Below are 18,963 nucleotides of genomic sequence, written 5' to 3'. Positions count from 1 at the left end.
CACAGGATAACTAGCCGCCGAGGTATTTTCATCCTGAGCTACAGCGCAAAGAGGATGTCGCTGATCCGGTCGTACAGCGGATCAGCCGATGGCCCTTGATTGGGCCAGTTCAGGATATCGAAGTGGTCGTATCCCGGGTAGTTGCCCAGAAAGTTCCATGTTCCGCGCAGCGCCGTGCCGTTGTAGTCGCGTACCGGATGCCCGCCGGGCGCGCGCATGCTGACCGTGTTGACGACGCCATCGCTCGGGAACCAGTCGCTGTCGATGCGCACCCGGTTTGGCACATTGACGGTGTAGCTGCCCATGCCGCGCTGACCGGCCGAGGGCACGATCCACTCGCCGGCGAACGATTTGAAGTAGGGCATCATGTCGCCGCGCGCGTACTGGAACGCTGTTGTCTGGATCGGTGCGATCGCGCGGTCGGTGCCGTTGCAGCACCAGCTGCCGCTGGCGGTGGCGAGGGTAGCAACTGAAAAATAGTAGACGCTGGGCGAAGTGAGCGCCCACCGGTTGAATTCGCGGGCGCCGTCCGGCGCGAGCTCCCAGCTGGCAGCCCGGTTGCGCAGGATGTCGCGCAGCACGATGGGCACATTGGGCAGGATATTCAGGACCGCGTCACTGAGCGTGGTGCCATTGTGCGGCGCCGAGATCGTCGTCGCGCTGCAGATCCAGCCCGTCTTGCCACCCTTGAACAGCGCGCCGTCGCCTTCGTCCGTCATTGCGCCGTGCTCCAGCAGCTGGATCAGGGCGCGGATGGTCGTGCCGCCCTGGCTGTGGCCGATCATGTGGATCGGATGGTCACGGCCCCATCGCGGGTACAGCGCCGGCGGATACCCTTGCGGATTGTCGCGTGGGTCGGCGGCCCAGCATTTGCCGGGCGGTTTTTGCACCTGACCGGGCACGCCCTGTGCGGCAACATGCGCCTTGCCGTAGTCGACGCAGCCGCCCTTGATCTGGGCATACAGCTCGGCGGCGCGGTCCCAGTTCGACGCGATCGGGCTGACGGCGGCGGCAACCACCGTGTGCGGGCCGCGGTAGACCTGCATGTGCGCCGCGATGTCGCCATAGCCGCCCCAGTAGTTGAAGCCGCTCTTCTGGAATTCGTCGGGGCCAAAGCCCAGAAAGCCGTGCACCAGCACGACGGGATCGTTGTTCGCGGCTGTGGCGGCAGGGGCGGCCAGCAGGCCGAAGACGACGAGAAGCGCGGCAGCGCAGGCGTGGACGAGACGAACCATTGGTATGCTCCGGACAATGCGACAGCCGCATTGTCTGATGCATCACCAAGCTGCGGTTTGCGCTGGATCGACCGGACGCACAGTAAAGCGAACTCATGCAGGAAGAACTGCGCAGGCCGCTTGACAAGCCTGCGCGATCAGCGCGCGGTCGTACTGCCCACCGACGTCGTCGGATCGGAGTCGGCCATCGGGTTCGGCGCCGGCATCAGCGCCGCCGTGGCTGCTGCTTTCTCGGTTCGGTCGATGCGCTCGTCATGCCAGACCACATAGTCGTCGACCGAGTACAGCCGGCACGGCTCCTTGCTCTTGGCCGAGCAGGTCGCCAGTGCGCGTCCATCCGGGTCTTCGCCTTCCTCGGCCCAGGTCCAGCCGCCGCTGGCCGACACGGCAAACGCGCGCGGCGTCATCTTGGTCAGGTAGTCGCGGTAGGCGCGGCGGCCGTTCTCGGACAGGAACGGTACGGCCGCGATATCGTCGACCTGCGCATAATCGGTGCGCGCCGGGGTGGGCGGGGCAGGGACGTCGACCACGATGGCGGTCGGCATGCCGATCTCGCGCAGGAACTGCTCGGTATCCTGCAGCCAGACTTTTTCGCCGTCGCGGCTGGCCAGCATGCCGTGGGCGTCGCGCTTGAAGGCAGGGAATTCGACCAGGCGGCCACGGCCACCGGCCGCCGCATAGGCGGCGTGCATGCGGCTGGCCAGCTCCGGGCCGAACAGCGAATCGTTCTGGCCGTACATCCACAGGCTCGGGACTTTTGCCTTGGCGCCGTAGTCGGCAAAGGCCGCCACCAGTTGCGAGCGCCAGGCGCAGCGGTTGCTGTCGTCGCGCAAGCCGCCCGCAAAATTGATCAGGCCGCGCACGCCCGGCAGCGCCTCGGTACCCAGTGCGATGGCCGCCAGCCCGCCATACGACTGGCCGGCCACGATCATGCGCCCGCCGTCGATCCACGGTTGCTGGCGTGCATAGGCGAGGGTGGCGCGGATGTCTTCGGCCTGGGTATAGCCATTGGCCGTCATGTCGCAGCCGCGATCGCGGTAGCGCCCGCCCGATTTGGAAAAGCCCTGGCGCATCGGCACCATCACCGCGTAGCCACGCTTCACGAATACGGACGCCATATGATAGAAGCGGTCGCGCGACTGCAAGCTTGGGCGGCCCGGGTCCTTGCCGTGGTTGATGACGAGCAGAGGGAAGGGGCCGGCGCCATCGGGCTGGAACACGGTGGTTTCGAGCAGTACATCGTCCGGCCCGGCCGGCACCTGGATGACGCGCTCGTTCATCCGGTAGTCGAGCGTGCCGGTGACTGGCATTGGTGCCGGCAGTTCCTGCGAGAAGCCGACTGCGGGCAGCATGGCCAGCGCGGCAAGCGAAGCGGAGATCAGGGTGCGAATGGCGTGGATGCTCGACATGGCTGACTCTGGAAATGCTGCCACACGAAACTATTTCCGTACGGCACAACTTGAGTCTAGATCCAATAAATCCATAGAGCAATATCTGGTTGGTCAACTTTTGCATTAAATAGTTTGGGTGTGGCGAAAGCGTCATCCGACGTGAAGTCGAGCAAAGGCGTAAGATAGCGAGCCTGACAACTACGGTGAAACAGCAGGATGAGCAAGTACGCGCCACGCGAATGGGCACCTGACGAAAAGCCGATGCTGCCCGGCTCTCCGTCCACGCCGGCGCATACGACAAAGCTGCGACTGGCCTATCTGGCGGTCGGCATCCTCGTCACGATCACGGGCGGCCTGGGCAACGCGCTGGTCGCCGTCAACCTGATCAATCTGCAGGGCGTGCTGGGCGCGTACCAGACCGAAACCGCCTGGCTGCCGGCCGCGTACGTGATGGCCAACGCGTCGATGAACCTGCTGCTGGTGAAATTCCGGCAACAGTTCGGCTTGCGCCTGTTCACCGAGTGCTTCCTGGTGCTGTACGCGCTGGTCACGCTGGCCCACCTGTTCGTCAATGATCTCGGCTCGGCCATTGCCGTGCGCGCCGCCCATGGCATGCTGGCCGCCGCCGTCAGTCCGCTTGGCCTGTATTACACGCTGCAGGGGTTCAAGAAGGAGTGGCGCCTGAAAGGCATCGCGATTTCGCTTGGCACGGCCCAGTTGGCGCTGCCGCTGGCCTATATCTTCTCGGGCGACCTGCTGCGCATTGCCGAGTGGCGCGGCCTGTACATGTTCGAGCTGGGCCTGGCGCTGGTGTCGCTGGGCGCCGTGCTGCTGCTCAAGTTGCCACCGGGCGACCGGATCAAGGCGTTCCGCCCCACCGACTTCGTCACGTTCGCGCTGTTTGCGCCGGGCATGGCGCTGCTGTGCATGGTGCTCACGTTCGGTCGCATCTTCTGGTGGACCGAGCAGGCGTGGATCGGCGTGGCGCTGGCGGTGTCGATCTTCCTGCTCGCGGCCGCGATGTGCGTCGAGCACAACCGGGCCAATCCGCTACTCAACCTGCGCTGGCTGACCAACCGCAGCATCCTGCGCGTGGCGCTGTCGCTGCTGCTGGTGCGCATCGTGCTGTCCGAGCAAAGCGTGGGCGCGGTGGGTTTCCTGCGCGCCGTGGGGCTGGACAATAACCAGATGCAGTCGCTGTTCCTGTGCGTGCTGGCGGCCACCGTCGCCGGTATCGTGGTGTCGGCCCTCACAGTCAACGTGAAGCACCTGATGGCGCCGCAGGTCATTGCGCTGGTGCTGATGGCGCTGGGCGCCTGGATGGATGCGCATGCCACCAACCAGACCCGCGTCGAGCAGATGTACCTGAGCCAGAGCCTGCTGGCATTTGGCGGCACGCTGTTCATCGGGCCGTCGCTGATTTCGATGATCGTCACCGTGATCGGCAATCCCGGCGCCCTGATCAGTTTCTCGGTGCTGTTCGGCCTGACCCAGAATCTGGGCGGCCTGATCGGCTCGGCGCTGGTCGGCACGTTCCAGATCATGCGCGAAAAATTCCACTCGTCGATGATTGTCGAGGGCCTGAGTTTGCTCGATCCGCTGGTGGCCGGGCGCATCCAGTCCGGCGCGGCGGCGGCCGGGCAATTGCTGGCCGACCCGGCGGCGCGCACGCGCCAGAGCCTGGCGTCGCTGGCCGCCAGCGCCACGCGCGAAGCCAACATCCTGGCGTACAACGACGTGTTCCTGATGATCGCCCTGATCGCTGCCACGAGCGCAACCTGGATCTTCCTGCACGCCCTCTGGATGTATTACAACCCTCCGGCTACCGCGCCGGCTACAGCACCGGCGCCTACTGCGGCACCGGCACCCGCCGCACCTGTCAATAACATTCCCGCACCCATTACCGTCACCGATTGATATGTCAGAACCTGTTGCTACCCCCGCGCGCCCGAAGCGCAAGATCATCCTCAGTGCGCTGGCCTTTGCCGCCATCGCGCTCGTCGGCATCCTGATCGTGCTGTACGCCTGGAATCTGCCGCCGTTTCGCAGCACGCTGCAGGCGACCGAGAACGCGCTGGTGCGCGGCCAGGTGACGATCATCAGTCCGCAACTGAGCGGCTACGTGACCGAGGTCCGCGTGCAGGATTTCCAGACCGTCAGGAAGGGCGAGCTGTTGCTGCGCATCGATGACCGGATCCCGATCCAGCGCCTGGCGCAGGCACGGGCCGAACTGGCCAACCGCAAGGCGGCGCTGGCCAACTTCGCGCAGACGAACGCCAGCGCCCGCGCCACCATCGCCCAGAACCAGGCACTGCTGGCATCGAACGAAGCGCAGGCACGGCGCAGCAGCGCCGATCTGCGCCGCGTGGAAGAGCTGGCGGCCGACGGTTCGCTGTCGGCGCGCGAACTCGACGCCGCGCGCGCTACCCGTGCCCAGTCCACGGCCAGCCGCGACCAGGCCCGCGCCTCGGTCGAGATCGCTCGCCAGAACCTGGCGTCGGTTGGGGTCAACCGCGCCGCCCTCGAAGCCGCGGTTGCCAGCGCCGAAGCGGCTGTCAAGCTGGCCGAGATCGACTTGGCCAACACCAACATCATCGCCCCGCGCGACGGCCAGCTGGGGCAAGTGACCGTGCGCCAGGGCGCCTTCGTCAATGCGGGTGCGCAGCTGACCGCCCTGGTGCCTAACCAGATGTGGATCATCGCCAACCTGAAGGAAACGCAGATGGCGGGGGTGGCCGTCGGCCAGCCGGTCAGTTTTAGTGTCGACGCGCTGGGCGGTGCCAAGCTGCGCGGCCACGTCGAGCGCATCGCGCCGGCCACTGGTTCGGAGTTTTCGGTCATCGCGCCGGACAACGCCACCGGTAACTACGTCAAGATTGCCCAGCGGATTCCGGTGCGCATCAGCATCGACCCGAACCAGCCGCTGGCCAACCGCCTGCGGCCCGGGATGTCGGTGGTGACAATGATCGATACGGCTGCTGCCACCACGGCGAACGCGGGGCAGCGATGAAGCGGCGGTTAGTGGTTCTGGCGGCGCCACTCGTGTTGGCCGCCTGCGCAATGGCGCCGCAGCCGGCGCCGCCGTCCTCGGTGACGGTGCCGGTGGCGTGGCGCACGACCTTGCCCGGCGCGAATGCCAGCGTCGAGCGTGACTGGTGGCGCGCGTTCGGCGATCCGGCGCTGGACGCCCTGGTGCAACAGGCGCAGGCGAACAACGGCGACCTCAAGATCGCCCGCGCGCGGCTGCAGGAATACCAGGCGCGCATTCGCGTGGCCGACAGCGCGCGTCTGCCGGCGCTGAACCTGTCGCTGGCGCCGACCCGGGCGCGCGCCATCGGCCCGCAAGGCACGCCGGTCGAATCGACGTCGCTCGTGGGCGCCGTGCAGGCCAGCTACGAGCTGGACCTGTTCGGCCGCGTGGCCAACACCGTCGAGTCGGCGCGGTTCGAGGCGCTGTCGCAAGAGGCGGCGCTGGAAGCAGCGGCGCTGGCGGTGGCGGCCAATACGGCGTCGGGCTATCTGAACCTGCTGGGCCTGGACGCCCAGCTGGCACTGGCCAAGGCCACGCTGGCGTCGCGCGAGCGCTCGTACAACCTGGCACGGCATCAGTTCGAAGTGGGCTACAGCTCGCGCCTGGAAATGTCGCAGGCCGAGGCCGAATTGCACGCGACGGCCGGCACCGTGCCGCAGTTGGAGCGGCAGGTGGCGCAGCAGGAGCAGGCGCTCAATCTGCTGCTGGGCGCGAGTCCAGGGGCGATTGCGCGCGGTACCGATCTGCTGTCGCTGCGTGAGCCGACCCCCGGCGCCGGCTTGCCATCCGAACTGCTCCGGCGCCGGCCCGACATCGCCCAGGCCGAGCAGGCCATCGCTGCGGCCGATGCCAGCCTGGCCGTGGCGCGCGATGCGCTCTTGCCGTCGATCCGGCTGACGGCGTCGCTCGGGGCAGGGGCGGGCGGCATCACGCAATTGCTGCGTTCGCCAACGGAATTGTGGAGCATCGGCGGCAGCGTGCTTGCGCCATTGTTCGACGCGGGCCGCCTGCGTGCGCAGGCCGAAATCGCCGGCACGGTGCGCGATCGCGCCATCTACGGCTATGAGACCGTGGTGCGCACGGCGTTTGCCGAGACCGAGAATGCCCTGGCGTCGATCGATGGCTTGCAGCGACAACTGGTGGAAGCCGAGGCACGGCGCGCGGCGGCCGGCGAGGTGCTGCGCGTGGCCCACAACCGCTACACGAACGGCTACGCGTCGTACCTGGAAGAGCTCGACGCACAGCGTACGGCATTCAGTGCCGATCTCGCCGCGCTGCAACTGCGCACGAGTTTGCTGGCGGCGCACGTCGACCTTTACCGGGCGCTGGGCGGTGGCTGGACGCCAGCGCCGTGACGGGTGCGGCTGGATTCAAACGCGCTGTCTGCACGACGTGCCTGCGGGCGCAGTCGGCCTGCATTTGCCGCTGGATCACGCCGGTACAGGCGCAGGCGCACCTGCTGATCCTGCAGCATCCGCTGGAAGTGGGCAACGCCAAGAACAGCGCGCGCTTGCTGCATCTGTGCGTGAATGGCAGCGTGATGGCGACCGGCGAAGCCTTCGATGCCGGGGTGCTCGATGGCCTGTTGCATGCGGATGGGCGCACGCCCGTGCTGCTATATCCGGCCACACCAGATGATGCCGGCCTGCCCGCGCCGCTGCCAATGCCGGCGCTGCCTGCCGAGGCCCTGCGGCTGGTGCTATTTGACGCTACCTGGCGCAAGAGCCGCAAGATGCTGTACCTGAACCCGGTGCTGCAACGGCTGCCGCGGCTGGCGTTGACCGACGTAGCGCCGTCGAACTACCGCATCCGCAAGGCGCATGCGCCGCATCAGCTCTCAAGCCTGGAAGCGGCGGCGCAGGCGCTGGGGCAGCTGGAACGCGCGCCCGGGCGCTTCAGCCCGCTGCTCGACGCCTTCGACGGGTTTGTCGCACAACAAGCGGCCTATGTACGCGCTTGCGCTGCCGGATCATGCGCAGACAACGCAAGTCAATCTGATGAACAGGGCGTGAACCGTTTAATGGGTTGTTAGACCGAAACGCCCGTGACAGTGAACCGCATTTTGACCTGTTTCCTGTATGATCAAATCATGCAAGAACAATCCTCAACCTCCCCCACCGTGTACTACGACGGCAGCTGCCCGGTATGCACCCGCGAGATCGCCCTCTATCAGCGTCAGGACGGAGCAGACCAGGTTTGCTGGGTCGACGTCGCCCACTGCGCGCCCGAAGCGCTTGGCCCGGGGCTGAACCGCGAGGCCGCCATGGCGCGGCTGCACATGCGCCGTCCCGATGGGACCCTGGCCAGCGGTGCGGAGGCATTCACCCTGCTGTGGCGGTCCTTGCCGCGCTGGGCCTGGCTTGGACGTCTGCTGGGGTCCAGGGTTGCGCTGGCGTTGCTGGAGCCGGCCTATCGCCTGTTCCTGGCCATGAGGCCGCTGTGGCGCGGCCATGGCAGCAAGCGATGAGTGGCACGAGCCTACGGGTAGCGGTGGTCGGGGCCGGCATTGCCGGGGCTGCCTGTGCGCGCGCGCTGGCCGATGCCGGGCATGCGGTGCAGGTGTTCGACAAGTCGCGCGGTGTTGGCGGGCGCATGTCCACCAGGCGTGTGACGTCGGTCGCTGGCACCGACGCCATGCTGGGCCTGGATCACGGGACGCCGTGCTTTGCTGCCACGGGCGCCGACTTCCTGGGTTTCGTCGAGCAGGGGCAGCGCGTCGGGCTGCTGGCGCGCTGGACGCCGCGGCTGGCGCATGGCGCAGCCCTGCCTGGCGGCGCGTTCTGGGTTGCCACGCCCGACATGCCGGCCCTGTGCCGCGCGTTGTTGAAGGACCTGCCGTTGCATACCCTGTGCACGGTCGATGGCGTGCGGCGCAGCGGCGCAACGTGGTCTCTGGAGAGTGCCGGTGTGACCGTGGCCGATGGCTTCGATGCCGTGGCGTTGGCCATCCCACCGCAACAGGCGGCCGCGCTGCTGGACGTGCATCGCCCGGATTGGGCCGCGCGCGCGCAGGCCGTGCCGATGTTGCCGGTCTGGGTCTTGATGGGCACAACCGACGCGCCCGCAACGGGCTGTGACTGGGACCTGGCGCTGCCCGCATCCGGCCCGTTGGCGCTGGTGGTGCGCAACGATGCCAAGCCGGCGCGCACAGTGCTGGCGGGGCAGGCCCAGTGGGTGGTGCACGCAACGCCCGACTGGACCGGCGCGCATCTGGACACGCCGCCCGACCAGGTGCAGGCGATGCTGCAGGCGGCGCTTGCCGATTGTGTCGGTGGCGCTCTGGCCTGGCGCTTCGCGGCCGTGCATCGCTGGCTGTATGCAACGCTGGCAGCGGCGCCCGGTGACGAGCCGGCCGCCGGCGCCTGGTGGGACGCGGGCATGGGACTTGGCGTGTGCGGCGATGCCCTTGCCGGCGGCGGTGTGGAAGGCGCCTGGCGCTCCGGCCGCGCATTGGCAGCGCTGGTGACCGCTGCTGCGAGCGGAGACCAAACATGAGTGCGCTTGCAGACGAAATCGCCCGCTTCGACCGACTCGGCGCCACCTGGTGGGACCCGAACGGACCGATGCGGCCGTTGCATGTCACGAACGCGCTGCGCCAGGCCTATCTGCTCGCGTGCATGACGTCGCATTTCGGCCGCGCCGATACGTCGCTGGCGGGTCTGCGCATCCTCGACGTCGGCTGTGGCGGCGGGCTGCTGTCCGAACCGCTGGCCCTGCGTGGCGCACAGGTGGTCGGCATCGATGCCTCGCCTGGCAACCTGGCGGCGGCGCAACGCCACGCGGCCGCCAGCGGCGCGGTAGTCGATTATCGCCTGGGCGAACTGGAGACTGTCCTGCGGTCCGATGAACGCTTCGACGTCGTACTGGCGCTCGAGGTGGCGGAGCATGTGGCCGACCCCAAGGCTTTCATCGAAGAGGTAGCGCGGCGCGTGGCGCCCGGTGGTCTGCTGCTGGCGTCGACGATCGACCGCAGCTGGAAGAGCTATCTGTTGGCCATCGTGGCGGCGGAGTACGTGTTGCGCGTGCTGCCGCGTGGCACACACCAGTGGCATCGCTTCGTCAAACCCGCCGAGATGCTGGCTGCAGCCACCGGGGCCGGGCTGCAGCGGATCGATCTGCGCGGCATGCGTTACCTGCCGGTGTTGCATCGCGCCTCATGGTGCAGCGATACGAGCGTGAACTATCTGGCGACCTTTGCCCGTCCGCACAACTAGCGGCTTGAATTTGGTGGGGTAGCGGCGTAACATACTGTATAAACATACAGTATGGAGCAGAGGCCATGATCGACACCGATGAGCCCATCCGCCGCGAGCGGGTAGAAGAACACATCATGCTGGCGCCGTCGCGCGTTGCACGCAAGGGGCGTGGCGCGGTGTCGAACCTGCAGGGGCGCTATGAGGTCAACGGTCGCGAGCGTTTTGACGACGGCTGGTCTGATGCCGATTCTGAGTCGGCTGCCGGGTCGACCGGTGAATCGGCCGCGTTCAAGACCGTGGTCACCGACGAGTTCGCCAAGACGATCCTGTCACGCAACACGTCGCCCGATATTCCGTTCAGCGTATCGCTCAATCCCTACCGCGGCTGCGAACACGGAATGTAGACCGAGCAGGCGTCGTGGGTTTCATAGGGCAAGAATGCTGACAGTGTCCCAATTTTGCGAAGAATTGCGGAATGGAAAATTTGTTCATGGACCGAAACATGTTGCTCCAAGGCTAGCTTAGCTCTACTATCGTCTGCCAAACTGTTGGTGCTTTTTGCGCTACATCAGACAGATGAACATGTTCTTTGACGCTCAGTTGACCCTATTTATCAATGACTCAGGCCACCCCGAACTGAAAGAGGGGCAGCCAGTTTTCTTCCTCGAGACACCAGCGCGACAAATATTGTTTGAAGAACCAACGGGGTTCATGAACGAGCATTACGTTCACTCCGCTTCAACTGCGAGTTTTCACACTTGGTCAAAAGCGGCTTATGCTCTCAAGAGCTGGTTCCAATATCTGCAAGCGATCCGCCGCGAATGGCTGACAGCATCTGAACAAGAACGACGCGATTACCGCGACGCATACCTTTCTTCGATCAGTCCCAAAACTGGAAAGCTGTATGGACCGGATGGTGTGCGCGACGCTATGGTGGTAGTCCGAGCTTTCTATGAATACTGTTCAAAAAGTGGTATTTATCAAGGCGACATCGGTGGGCAGTTATGTGTGGAAGAAAGTAGGATCCCAGCAAATCATGGCGGTTTTGAGCATACTACTCGTCTTACGCTGACTCGTATAAAAGACCGAGCCCTTCCCAAAGCTAGGCCTAGCGGTAAGATTCATCCCCTCAGGGTTGTAGATTTACGAAACCTACTTCGACATATCGGTCCGCAAGCGGCAGAACGACAAGGAGATAAGCGGCCATCGCGAGATCGGCTAATTATTGACCTGGGCTGGGCGGTAGGGCTGCGTTTGGATGAAATTAACTGTTTGACCACATTGCAGTTTCTCAGTTTATGTCCCGATTCGGCGACTCCGTTTGTGAGCATGCCGTTGACTATCCATCACGGGAAGGGAAAAAAAACACGGCAAGTATCTATTCCGACCTGGTTGGTAATGGATGCTATTGCATATATAGACGGCGAACGTGCAGATTCGCTTCGATCCTGCAAAGTCAAATCTCGAACGCCCTCACACAAGCTGCTCCTCGCTCATATAACTTCCCGGTCATGCGGGAGACCAGTCACGAACGGTGCACTGCAAAAAATGTTTAGAAATGCGTGTTTTGAATTAGGTCTAGTAGATACTGTTAAAAAGAAGGACCCAATGACGAACGAAGTGTTTTTGGATAAGGTGCCAAAACATTCGATCCATGACTTGCGTCATTCATACGCAGTGCTAACATATCATGCTGAGCGTCTTAATGGTAATCCAGAACCATGGAAGAAAATACAGGCCCAGCTTGGTCACGAGAACCTCAAGACAACCATCGGCACTTATCTAAGGTACGTGGAGATATTTAACGACCAGCCTGGGATGACTGATGTACGACGGATGCTTGGATTGTGAATACAAAAGCTAATCAAATAACTCAGTCTACTGGGATGTCGGGGAGCCGTAAAAAGCCCTCGTCAGCAGCTATTGTGGCCGCGCAGGTTCAAGCAAAGAACGAACAAAATTCAACGATAAAGTCGATAGTTAAGGCTAGAGCCGATCACTGGGTTGATCAAAATACCGGAGAATTGACCTTTGGCGCAATTTTCCCGCAGCCAGAAGGAGGAGAGCCACATAAGATCGACCTTGGGTTCCTTCTGGAATTCCCCAAACTTCAGCCGATATTTACAGAGGCAATCCTAGCATGGGGCGTGCATTGTAAGAAAAATACGCGGTCAGGAGTTGTAGGAGTACTGAGGCGCGGATTCTTCAAGTATCTAAGGGAGTGTTGGCATGTCATGCTTACACCCGAAGATGTAGACGATGAAATATTGGTGGGATTTAAAGAACATTTGCTGCGAAGGGTGAGTGCAAAGGGCAAGCCATTGCACCCAGCAACAGTGAGTTCGTTATTAGACGCGTTAAGGTCAGTATTGGGTGCACTCGACTCCGGCGCTTGGGTTATAAACGCACGACATATAGTCGAGAGGATACCAGCTGGTCCGACGGGGGCAGGCGCTAAGTCACAGCCAACGGAGGTTCTCGATCTTGAAGCGATCGTATCGATTCTGCAAGCTGCCGAAAAAGAAATCCTAGAGATTGAGGCGCGCCGAGCTCTTGGGGAACAGCTACTAATCGAAGGTCGCGCAAAATTGCTTGATCCTACTCGGGTTAAGTCAGGAAACCGAAACGACTATAGCGACTTGTCTGTCTGTCTGGCGGCGTTAGATTCGGCTTATTCAGATCTCATTCCAGATCTAGAGGACATAATGGCTGATAATTCTCCATTAGGCTATGCGGTAAAGCATATACACGGGCAGCGGGAAGTTTGCTCGTATTTTTCTCCAACAGGACGTGATTTGGCCCCGTTTGTGTTGCTACTTACTATTGCAACGGTCTTCAACCCGGAGACAGTCTTGAAGCTGAGTTGGAACGATGTCGATATCGACAAAGATCGCGCAGGTACTCCTGTGATTGAAATTTGGGGAACTAAAGCTCGCGCGAAACGGGACCCTGTTTGCCGAATCGACCCAGGAAGTTCGGTTTCTTCTAATTTGAGTCTTCATCGGTTGTTAACGTGCCTGAAAAAAATTACCGAGCGTATCCGAGCAGCTGCGGACCCAAGTAACATTGGCTATTTGTTTTTATGTGTTCAACAGGTAGGCAAAAAACGGCCTAAGTGCCTTGGCGAAGAAGTGGGACGTGGTGGAAGCAGTGTATGGAAGTGGGCTCTCAAAGGCTTTATTAGTGACAACAAACTTTCCTCATTTACGTTAAGGCAATTGCGCCCAACAATTCTTAGTTTAGTGCAGTTTATAGATGGCAGTCTCGAAGCCGCGCAGCGGGTTGGCAACCATAAAAATCCTGTGACCACTTGGACGCATTACACTAGCAGCGCCGTCAAAAAGCGCTATAGGGAAAAAATTGGTCAAATCATACTGCTACGCGAGCGTTGGATTGAAACTCAGGGAACGATCGATCCCCGACGACTGCAGCCACGACAGGAAAAGGGGGCAGCGACGCCAGGCTTCCTGTGCTTAGATCCATTTGACTCCCCCCGTCCGAACCAGCAACCGGGAAAGCTGTGTAAGGATTACGGTGGATGTCCCGCCTGCCCAATGGCTGCGGCATTTCCAAACGAAGTTGTGAGTGTCGGATACTATTTCGCACTTGAAGTCGCTATTTACAAGAGTCAGTCAGTGATGAGTACAAAAACTTGGTTTGAACGTTGGGTGCCTGTACTTACGGATCTAAGGGCATTATTAGCTTTGGTGCCGCCCGATGTGTTAGCGGAATCGCGGAAATTTTCCATCAAACTTCCTAATGTCGGATGAGTAAGATGTCCAATACACGCTACTTGGGGCTTTCTGCTCCGGCGCCCAAAAAGAAGAAAATTTACGAATTGAATGACGAGGAACTCGGCCTCTATTGTATAAGTTCTAATAGCCAATTTAAGGATGTGGTGTGGTCATTCATTAATCCCACACCTGGCGCAAGGAAGGGCGACAGCAATCTAAATTGGGAAATTGAGCTATTAGATGGAAGCCGGTTGACCGATCAGCAACATGTAGAACGAATTCGATGGGCCAAGATATTGACGCTTACTCTTTTCGTGCTGCCGGTGAAAGGGCGCGCACCTGCTCCTGGATCAGCACCGGGCTTGCGACATGAGTTTAAGTGGATACTTTCTTGGATGAGCGAACGCGGGTATCACTCCCCAAGTGAATTAACTCCGTCTGTAATCCAGCAGTACATTGAAGAGTTATATCATTTCATGATTCGTCATTGTAGCGATGAAGAGATTAGTGTAAGTACTGCTATCAGAGCACTGGCGCCACTCATGCGCTTATGGGATCAGCGATCTGCACTTGAGAAAATGGGGGTTAAGTCGTTATCTAATCATCCTTTCGAAGGAAAGGGAACGCATGCGGTCGCAAAGGAAATTGCTACGAAAGCGCAAGGTTGGATTAAACCGATCCCCGATGAAGTAGCAATTCCTTTGCTGAATAAAGCAGCGTGGTTTCTTGAGACCCCTGCCGACGATGTTATCAAGCTTTTGGATGTAGTACGAGATCCTTCTGCAGGCGTTGTCGTGCCAATAGAGAGAGGGGAGTATATCTCGATGTGCAAGGCCGGGGAGGGTAAAAGTTCGCGCTTGCGTCGTGCCAAAAAATTCTTGGATAACTTTCAGTTCGGCACACCGACAGGCGAAGAAAATCCATGGCATGAGTCGCTTGACGTTAAGTACAATGCCACATCCGAGCGTTCAGCCAGAAAAATGGAGAGGGTGAGAGAATTGTGGGAATCCGTTCGGGATGCAGCTGCAATCGTAATTCAGTCGACCTCAGGCATGCGAATATCCGAATTGCTTGGCATTAAGGCGGGGATTGATAGCGAGACAGGTCTGCCTAGAGATGTCCGCTTGGAAAAAAGTCCCACCGGTTTGTACGAATGGTTCGTCCTTCGCTCAGTACTTTCAAAAACTGATGATGGATTGCCTCGGGAAGTTGACTGGGTTCTTGGCATGAGACCAGGAGGTAGTGTCCAGATGCCGCTTGCCGTTCGTGCGCTCTACATACTTAATAAGATTTATGAGCCTTGGCGTACAAACACACAGAGTGAGTATTTATTTCTCTCGAAGGGAATGGGTAAGCTTCTTCCCCTTGCATCCACGTCACTCCGAGCGATGTCTAATGACACGTTGAATGTTACTATAAAACGCTTTATTGAACGTTGGATTGACCTTTCGAGGTTGCCTGACGAGAGCAAGCATAAATCGGAAGACAACGATTTGATACCTTGGCGCGAAAGCAAGGGAAGTATATTTAGCACGCACATGCTGCGTAAAACTTGGGCACAGTTCACTTTGGCCTGCGATCCCCGACTTTTACCAGTTATTCAGATGCAGTTCCACCATTTGAGTCTGGCGATGACAGAGGGAGGCTATATTGGGCGCAACCCGCTCCTGATTGAGGCTCTTGACTCGATATCTCTTCAAAAGCGAAATCTCATGCTATTCGAGTCGCTGACAGGGAAAACACTGCTTGCCGGACGTATGGGTGAACAGTTGGAGCAGGAAATGGCCCGACTGCGCGCGACAGTGGGTGAGCTCTCTACATCCGAAAAATGGAAAAGCACTGCCGAGTGGGCGGACTCACACGATCTGCAGATGTTTTTTTCCGCGCATGCGACTTGCTGCCCCACCCGAACCAGTGAAATGCGATGTCATGACACAGCGAGAACCCCAGTGTGGTTACGGAAGGAGCCAAATAGCGCAACACGTGAGCCAAGCCTGTGTGCTGGCTGTGCCTGCGCGGTTATGGATAAAAGCCATGAGCCGTTCTGGTCCGAACGTTATGTGACCAGCGAAGTGACGATAAAAGCAGCTTCTGTAGCTGAGATTAAACAAGGATATTTTAGGGAAATCCGGTTTCGTGCGGAGCAAGCAAGAAACATCCTTAAAAAATTCGGGGCCGACATGGAAAAGCTAGACGCACAGGTCCGATTGTCTTTGGAGCAAGAATATGCCTAAGCTGAAACCCGAAGCGCCGGTGGACGATCCTATTGAGCGGGATTTTCTAGATGCAATCCAAAGGTTGCTGGACGGCAATCCAAAGCATAAGACGCTTAAGTTGCAAAAAGAAAGAGGCGCTCTCAAAATCAACATTTCGAATGTTGCTATGGAAGCAGGGCGCGCACGCACCTTGATTGCCTTGGAGCAGGGATGTCGTTACCCGAGGGTGCGTGAACTGGTCAAGCAAGCAAAAAGCGGTAAGTCGGCCTTGCCGACAACCCTTACGGAACTAACTGATCGTCTCCGTTTCGACAAAGCTGAATTGACCGCCCAGGTAAAAAAATATCAAGTTGAGGCGGCGGTACACTTCCAAGCCCGTGTGAAAGCAGAAGCTGAAGCGAAGCGTGAGCGTAATACTGTTGCGCAGCTTCGTAGAGAGCTTGCCAAATGTCGCGACGTGATTCAGCTCGTGCCAAAGGCGCATTAAGCCTATCGCATGGGCCTGTCCAGCAGGAGAGTTAACGTATAAGTTTTCGAATTCGCAATAAGCCTTGTCAAAGGTGGGGCTCTGCTTCTGATGTCTGGTTGCCAAGTAGCGCTGACTTTTGACGTGTGGCGTCGCAAGTTCGCGACGATGCGCACAGCGGTTGCACTCGCCAGCATCGGTTGTTACACTAGAGGTGAATACTGTATAAATATACAGTTAACCTGGGCGGGCGCTATGAATTCAGACTTCACTGAGGTTCGACAGCAACGGATACATGTGCTGAAAGGACGAGGGGCAACGAGCAATGTGCAAGGGCGTTTTGAGGCCAGAACGCGAGAGCGCACCTGCGACGGGTGGGATGCGGAGCCTGATCACTTCTCTGATGAGTACCAGAGAAAAACCGTTGTGTCGGACGAAGTTGCCAAAAGCATCCTCAGCCGCAATTCTTCGCCCGACATCCCCTTCAACGTGTCTCTCAATCCATATAGGGGCTGTGAACACGGCTGCATATATTGCTTTGCCAGGCCGTCACACAGTTATCTCGGCTTGTCGCCTGGACTCGATTTCGAAAGTCGCATCTTCGCTAAGGTGAACGCGGCCGAACTACTGCGCCAAGAGTTAGCGCGGCCCGGATACGTGCCAGAGAATATTGCCATCGGCGTAAACACGGACGCCTATCAGCCATGCGAACGCGACAAGCGCCTGACGCGCCAAGTGCTCGAGGTGCTAAGCGAGTGCCGTCACCCGATTGCTATGATCACTAAATCGGCTTTAATCGAGCGCGACATTGACATCTTGGCGCCTATGGCTGAGATGGGTCTTGCCTGCGCCGCGATTACCATCACCACGCTCGACTCCGAGATCTCGCGTACCTTGGAGCCGCGTGCCTCGGCGCCTGCGCGACGGTTGCGCGCGATCCGAACGCTAACGGAGGCCGGTATTCCTGTTAGTGTCAGTGTGGCACCGATCATTCCCTTCGTTACCGAACCAGAGATCGAAAAAATTCTTACAGCGGCGCGTGACGCGGGCGCTGTGAGCGCGCATTATGTCGTGCTGCGACTGCCTTTCGAGGTCAATCCGTTGTTCCAACAATGGCTGGAGGCCCACTTCCCGGAGCGTGCTCAGCGTGTAATGAACCGTGTGCGCGAGATGCGCGGAGGGAAGGATTACGACAGCGATTTTTCCAAGCGCATGCATGGCGAAGGGGTGTGGGCAGACCTGATCCGTCAACGCTTTACCAAGACCGTTGAGCCGCTCGGCCTTGGTAAGCTTGGTAGTCGTTTTGAACGTCTTGATACGACACAGTTTCGTCGGCCGCTGATCGTGCCGGCGTCAGCAGGTACAGGCCGCGCAACGGCAGCGGGGCAGCTAAACTTGTTCTGAAATCGGTTACTGCTTGAGCGAAGGCGTCGTCGGTGCGAGTCACGCAGGTTAGTTTTATAGTTTGAGGCCGTGCGCGCCACCTGTCATGGTTTTGTCCATCACTAAGATTTACTATGGGATGGTATCTCGGCAATTAGTCTGAACATTCACCAGGTGGAGAAGTAGCAAACCACGTTGCAGCAGCACAGTCTATCGGTTTCGTAATCAAGTACTCGACGTACTTGACGACATCACGCCCCTTCAACTTCTTGAAGCAGACGTCACCAGCTTTAAGAATCGTATCAAGAAGAATGTTAGTTAACCACGACGCCTCTCTCGGGGATGGTCTATGCCAAGGCCAAATCGACTGGCCATTTGCGAGTCGGTAGTCGACAGAGCGGCGAATGCCTCCGGGTAGCATGTTGTAGATGTGCTGCGGCGTATGCTTACCCTCCTGTGTCAATGCTGCGAGGTTCTTCACTGAATAGTAGACGACGTTCCACATCTCACCAATCGAGCATTTGTCTAAATAGTGCTGGATAGCGCCAGAGACTTTGGCAGAGTAGATGCCAGGATGAGCGAATCTGTAGCGTTGCCACTGGCTGACGAAGTATCGCCTGCATTCGTCTTCTGCTACCAAATACCACAGTACCTCGACCGCCTTTGGCTCAGGTCGATCCAACCTACGAAATAATAGCGTAAGAATTTCATCTATCGATCTCCCTGAGACATCGCTTGCAAGGGTCCATGCTCCTGCACGGATGTCAATCGTTACGGCATCGGTATCACGATCCAGACTAAACGCATCAAGGTCAGAAGACAGGGCAGGTATGAAGATTCCGTCGGTGCAAAGCCGACCATAGATTTCGTTTGCTAGCTCTGGAGTCGGAGCGAGTTCGTCCATTTGCATCTCCAACGGCGGCACGACGCTTTGGCCCGGCGCTAGATTCGCAGCAAGCAACGCAGCATACAGGAGACATGACTGTAAGAAGCTCAACTCCGCGTAGTCCACCGGTTTGGCTTTTTCGTGCAAACGCCTCAGTGCGTTTGCTACACGATCCCGGTGATTCGTCAGGATGACTGGACCGTTATCTTGTTTGGGCGCGAGAGCAGCTGCAGAGCAGAAACTGCACAATGGCGGAGGCCAAAGTTCACCGAACTTGTGAATTTTTCGAATTAGTGATGAGTACTCGCTACGAGTCATCACTGAGATCTGGCCTCTGCAGCTTCCACAGCATACGCGAGGAAAGTGCAACCGGCATGCCGATTTCAGCATGTCAACCATCTCCCCCTTGCTGAGTCCTGAATCTG

Annotated in this window: 15 protein-coding genes and 1 pseudogene; 13 read left to right on the top strand and 3 right to left on the bottom strand. The window is 59.4% G+C overall.

Going from position 1 to position 18,963, the window contains the following annotated elements; translation table 11 throughout:
* Positions 1-38: 38 nt before the first annotated feature.
* Entirely contained in the window at positions 39-1,235 is a 1,197-nt protein-coding gene (locus tag NX775_RS05230) for an esterase/lipase family protein (RefSeq protein WP_258835017.1), read from the bottom strand.
* A 137-nt stretch (positions 1,236-1,372) separates the two neighbouring features.
* Complete coding sequence (locus tag NX775_RS05225; RefSeq protein WP_258835016.1) at positions 1,373-2,644, bottom strand: dienelactone hydrolase family protein; 1,272 nt, start codon at positions 2,642-2,644, stop codon at positions 1,373-1,375.
* A 243-nt stretch (positions 2,645-2,887) separates the two neighbouring features.
* On the opposite strand from NX775_RS05225, the gene NX775_RS05220 reads away from it, so the two are divergent.
* The 13 genes and pseudogenes from NX775_RS05220 (at position 2,888) to NX775_RS05160 (ending at position 17,673) form a co-directional block, all read left to right on the top strand.
* On the top strand, positions 2,888-4,543 hold the full coding sequence (locus tag NX775_RS05220) for an MFS transporter (protein ID WP_258835015.1): 1,656 nt from the start codon (positions 2,888-2,890) through the stop codon (positions 4,541-4,543).
* A 1-nt stretch (position 4,544) separates the two neighbouring features.
* A complete protein-coding gene (locus NX775_RS05215; RefSeq protein WP_258835014.1) occupies positions 4,545-5,636 on the top strand; it encodes an HlyD family secretion protein in 1,092 nt (363 codons plus the stop codon).
* Positions 5,633-7,012, top strand: coding sequence for an efflux transporter outer membrane subunit (locus NX775_RS05210; RefSeq protein WP_258835013.1), 1,380 nt, complete (start codon positions 5,633-5,635; stop codon positions 7,010-7,012). Before NX775_RS05215 ends, NX775_RS05210 begins: the two co-directional genes overlap by 4 nt.
* A complete protein-coding gene (locus NX775_RS05205) occupies positions 7,009-7,689 on the top strand; it encodes a tRNA-uridine aminocarboxypropyltransferase (protein ID WP_258835012.1) in 681 nt (226 codons plus the stop codon). The genes NX775_RS05210 and NX775_RS05205 overlap by 4 nt, the downstream gene beginning before the upstream one ends.
* A 12-nt stretch (positions 7,690-7,701) precedes the next feature.
* The gene (locus NX775_RS05200; RefSeq protein ID WP_258835011.1) at positions 7,702-8,124 is read left to right on the top strand and encodes a thiol-disulfide oxidoreductase DCC family protein; all 423 of its coding nucleotides are present in this window, start codon (positions 7,702-7,704) and stop codon (positions 8,122-8,124) included.
* Positions 8,121-9,152, top strand: a complete 1,032-nt coding sequence (locus NX775_RS05195; protein ID WP_258835010.1) for an NAD(P)/FAD-dependent oxidoreductase — start codon at positions 8,121-8,123, stop codon at positions 9,150-9,152. Before NX775_RS05200 ends, NX775_RS05195 begins: the two co-directional genes overlap by 4 nt.
* Positions 9,149-9,871, top strand: coding sequence for a bifunctional 2-polyprenyl-6-hydroxyphenol methylase/3-demethylubiquinol 3-O-methyltransferase UbiG (gene ubiG / locus NX775_RS05190; protein ID WP_258835009.1), 723 nt, complete (start codon positions 9,149-9,151; stop codon positions 9,869-9,871). Before NX775_RS05195 ends, ubiG begins: the two co-directional genes overlap by 4 nt.
* A 116-nt stretch (positions 9,872-9,987) precedes the next feature.
* Positions 9,988-10,251: pseudogene (locus NX775_RS05185) on the top strand (PA0069 family radical SAM protein); the annotation flags it as partial.
* A gap of 178 nt (positions 10,252-10,429) precedes the next feature.
* Positions 10,430-11,704 (top strand): tyrosine-type recombinase/integrase, encoded by a 1,275-nt coding sequence (locus NX775_RS05180; RefSeq protein ID WP_258835008.1) that lies wholly within the window; start codon positions 10,430-10,432, stop codon positions 11,702-11,704.
* A complete protein-coding gene (locus NX775_RS05175; protein WP_258835007.1) occupies positions 11,701-13,623 on the top strand; it encodes a site-specific integrase in 1,923 nt (640 codons plus the stop codon). Before NX775_RS05180 ends, NX775_RS05175 begins: the two co-directional genes overlap by 4 nt.
* Positions 13,624-13,628: 5 nt before the next feature.
* Positions 13,629-15,821, top strand: a complete 2,193-nt coding sequence (locus tag NX775_RS05170; protein WP_258835006.1) for a site-specific integrase — start codon at positions 13,629-13,631, stop codon at positions 15,819-15,821.
* On the top strand, positions 15,814-16,290 hold the full coding sequence (locus NX775_RS05165; RefSeq protein ID WP_258835005.1) for a hypothetical protein: 477 nt from the start codon (positions 15,814-15,816) through the stop codon (positions 16,288-16,290). Before NX775_RS05170 ends, NX775_RS05165 begins: the two co-directional genes overlap by 8 nt.
* A 234-nt stretch (positions 16,291-16,524) precedes the next feature.
* A complete protein-coding gene (locus tag NX775_RS05160) occupies positions 16,525-17,673 on the top strand; it encodes a PA0069 family radical SAM protein (RefSeq protein ID WP_258835004.1) in 1,149 nt (382 codons plus the stop codon).
* A gap of 133 nt (positions 17,674-17,806) precedes the next feature.
* On the opposite strand, the gene NX775_RS05155 is transcribed toward NX775_RS05160, so the two are convergent.
* A complete protein-coding gene (locus NX775_RS05155) occupies positions 17,807-18,556 on the bottom strand; it encodes a hypothetical protein (RefSeq protein WP_258835003.1) in 750 nt (249 codons plus the stop codon).
* Positions 18,557-18,963 lie beyond the last annotated feature (407 nt).

Origin of the sequence: Massilia aurea, from assembly GCF_024753205.1 — a bacterium.
Taxonomy (GTDB): Bacteria; Pseudomonadota; Gammaproteobacteria; order Burkholderiales; family Burkholderiaceae_D; genus Telluria; species Telluria aurea.
The sequence above is the reverse complement of the archived record's forward strand: the minus strand, read 5'-3'. Positions and strand labels throughout refer to the sequence as shown.

What these genes read in the sequence shown, in the direction of transcription:
- NX775_RS05230 (WP_258835017.1), bottom strand. Translation starts at nt 1,235, where the DNA reads ATGGTTCGTCTCGTCCACGCCTGCGCTGCCGCGCTTCTCGTCGTCTTC.
- NX775_RS05225 (WP_258835016.1), bottom strand. Translation starts at nt 2,644, where the DNA reads ATGTCGAGCATCCACGCCATTCGCACCCTGATCTCCGCTTCGCTTGCC.
- NX775_RS05220 (WP_258835015.1), top strand. Translation starts at nt 2,888, where the DNA reads ATGCTGCCCGGCTCTCCGTCCACGCCGGCGCATACGACAAAGCTGCGA.
- NX775_RS05215 (WP_258835014.1), top strand. Translation starts at nt 4,545, where the DNA reads ATGTCAGAACCTGTTGCTACCCCCGCGCGCCCGAAGCGCAAGATCATC.
- NX775_RS05210 (WP_258835013.1), top strand. Translation starts at nt 5,633, where the DNA reads ATGAAGCGGCGGTTAGTGGTTCTGGCGGCGCCACTCGTGTTGGCCGCC.
- NX775_RS05195 (WP_258835010.1), top strand. Translation starts at nt 8,121, where the DNA reads ATGAGTGGCACGAGCCTACGGGTAGCGGTGGTCGGGGCCGGCATTGCC.
- ubiG (WP_258835009.1), top strand. Translation starts at nt 9,149, where the DNA reads ATGAGTGCGCTTGCAGACGAAATCGCCCGCTTCGACCGACTCGGCGCC.
- NX775_RS05180 (WP_258835008.1), top strand. Translation starts at nt 10,430, where the DNA reads ATGAACATGTTCTTTGACGCTCAGTTGACCCTATTTATCAATGACTCA.
- NX775_RS05170 (WP_258835006.1), top strand. Translation starts at nt 13,629, where the DNA reads ATGTCCAATACACGCTACTTGGGGCTTTCTGCTCCGGCGCCCAAAAAG.
- NX775_RS05165 (WP_258835005.1), top strand. Translation starts at nt 15,814, where the DNA reads ATGCCTAAGCTGAAACCCGAAGCGCCGGTGGACGATCCTATTGAGCGG.
- NX775_RS05160 (WP_258835004.1), top strand. Translation starts at nt 16,525, where the DNA reads ATGAATTCAGACTTCACTGAGGTTCGACAGCAACGGATACATGTGCTG.
- NX775_RS05155 (WP_258835003.1), bottom strand. Translation starts at nt 18,556, where the DNA reads ATGGACGAACTCGCTCCGACTCCAGAGCTAGCAAACGAAATCTATGGT.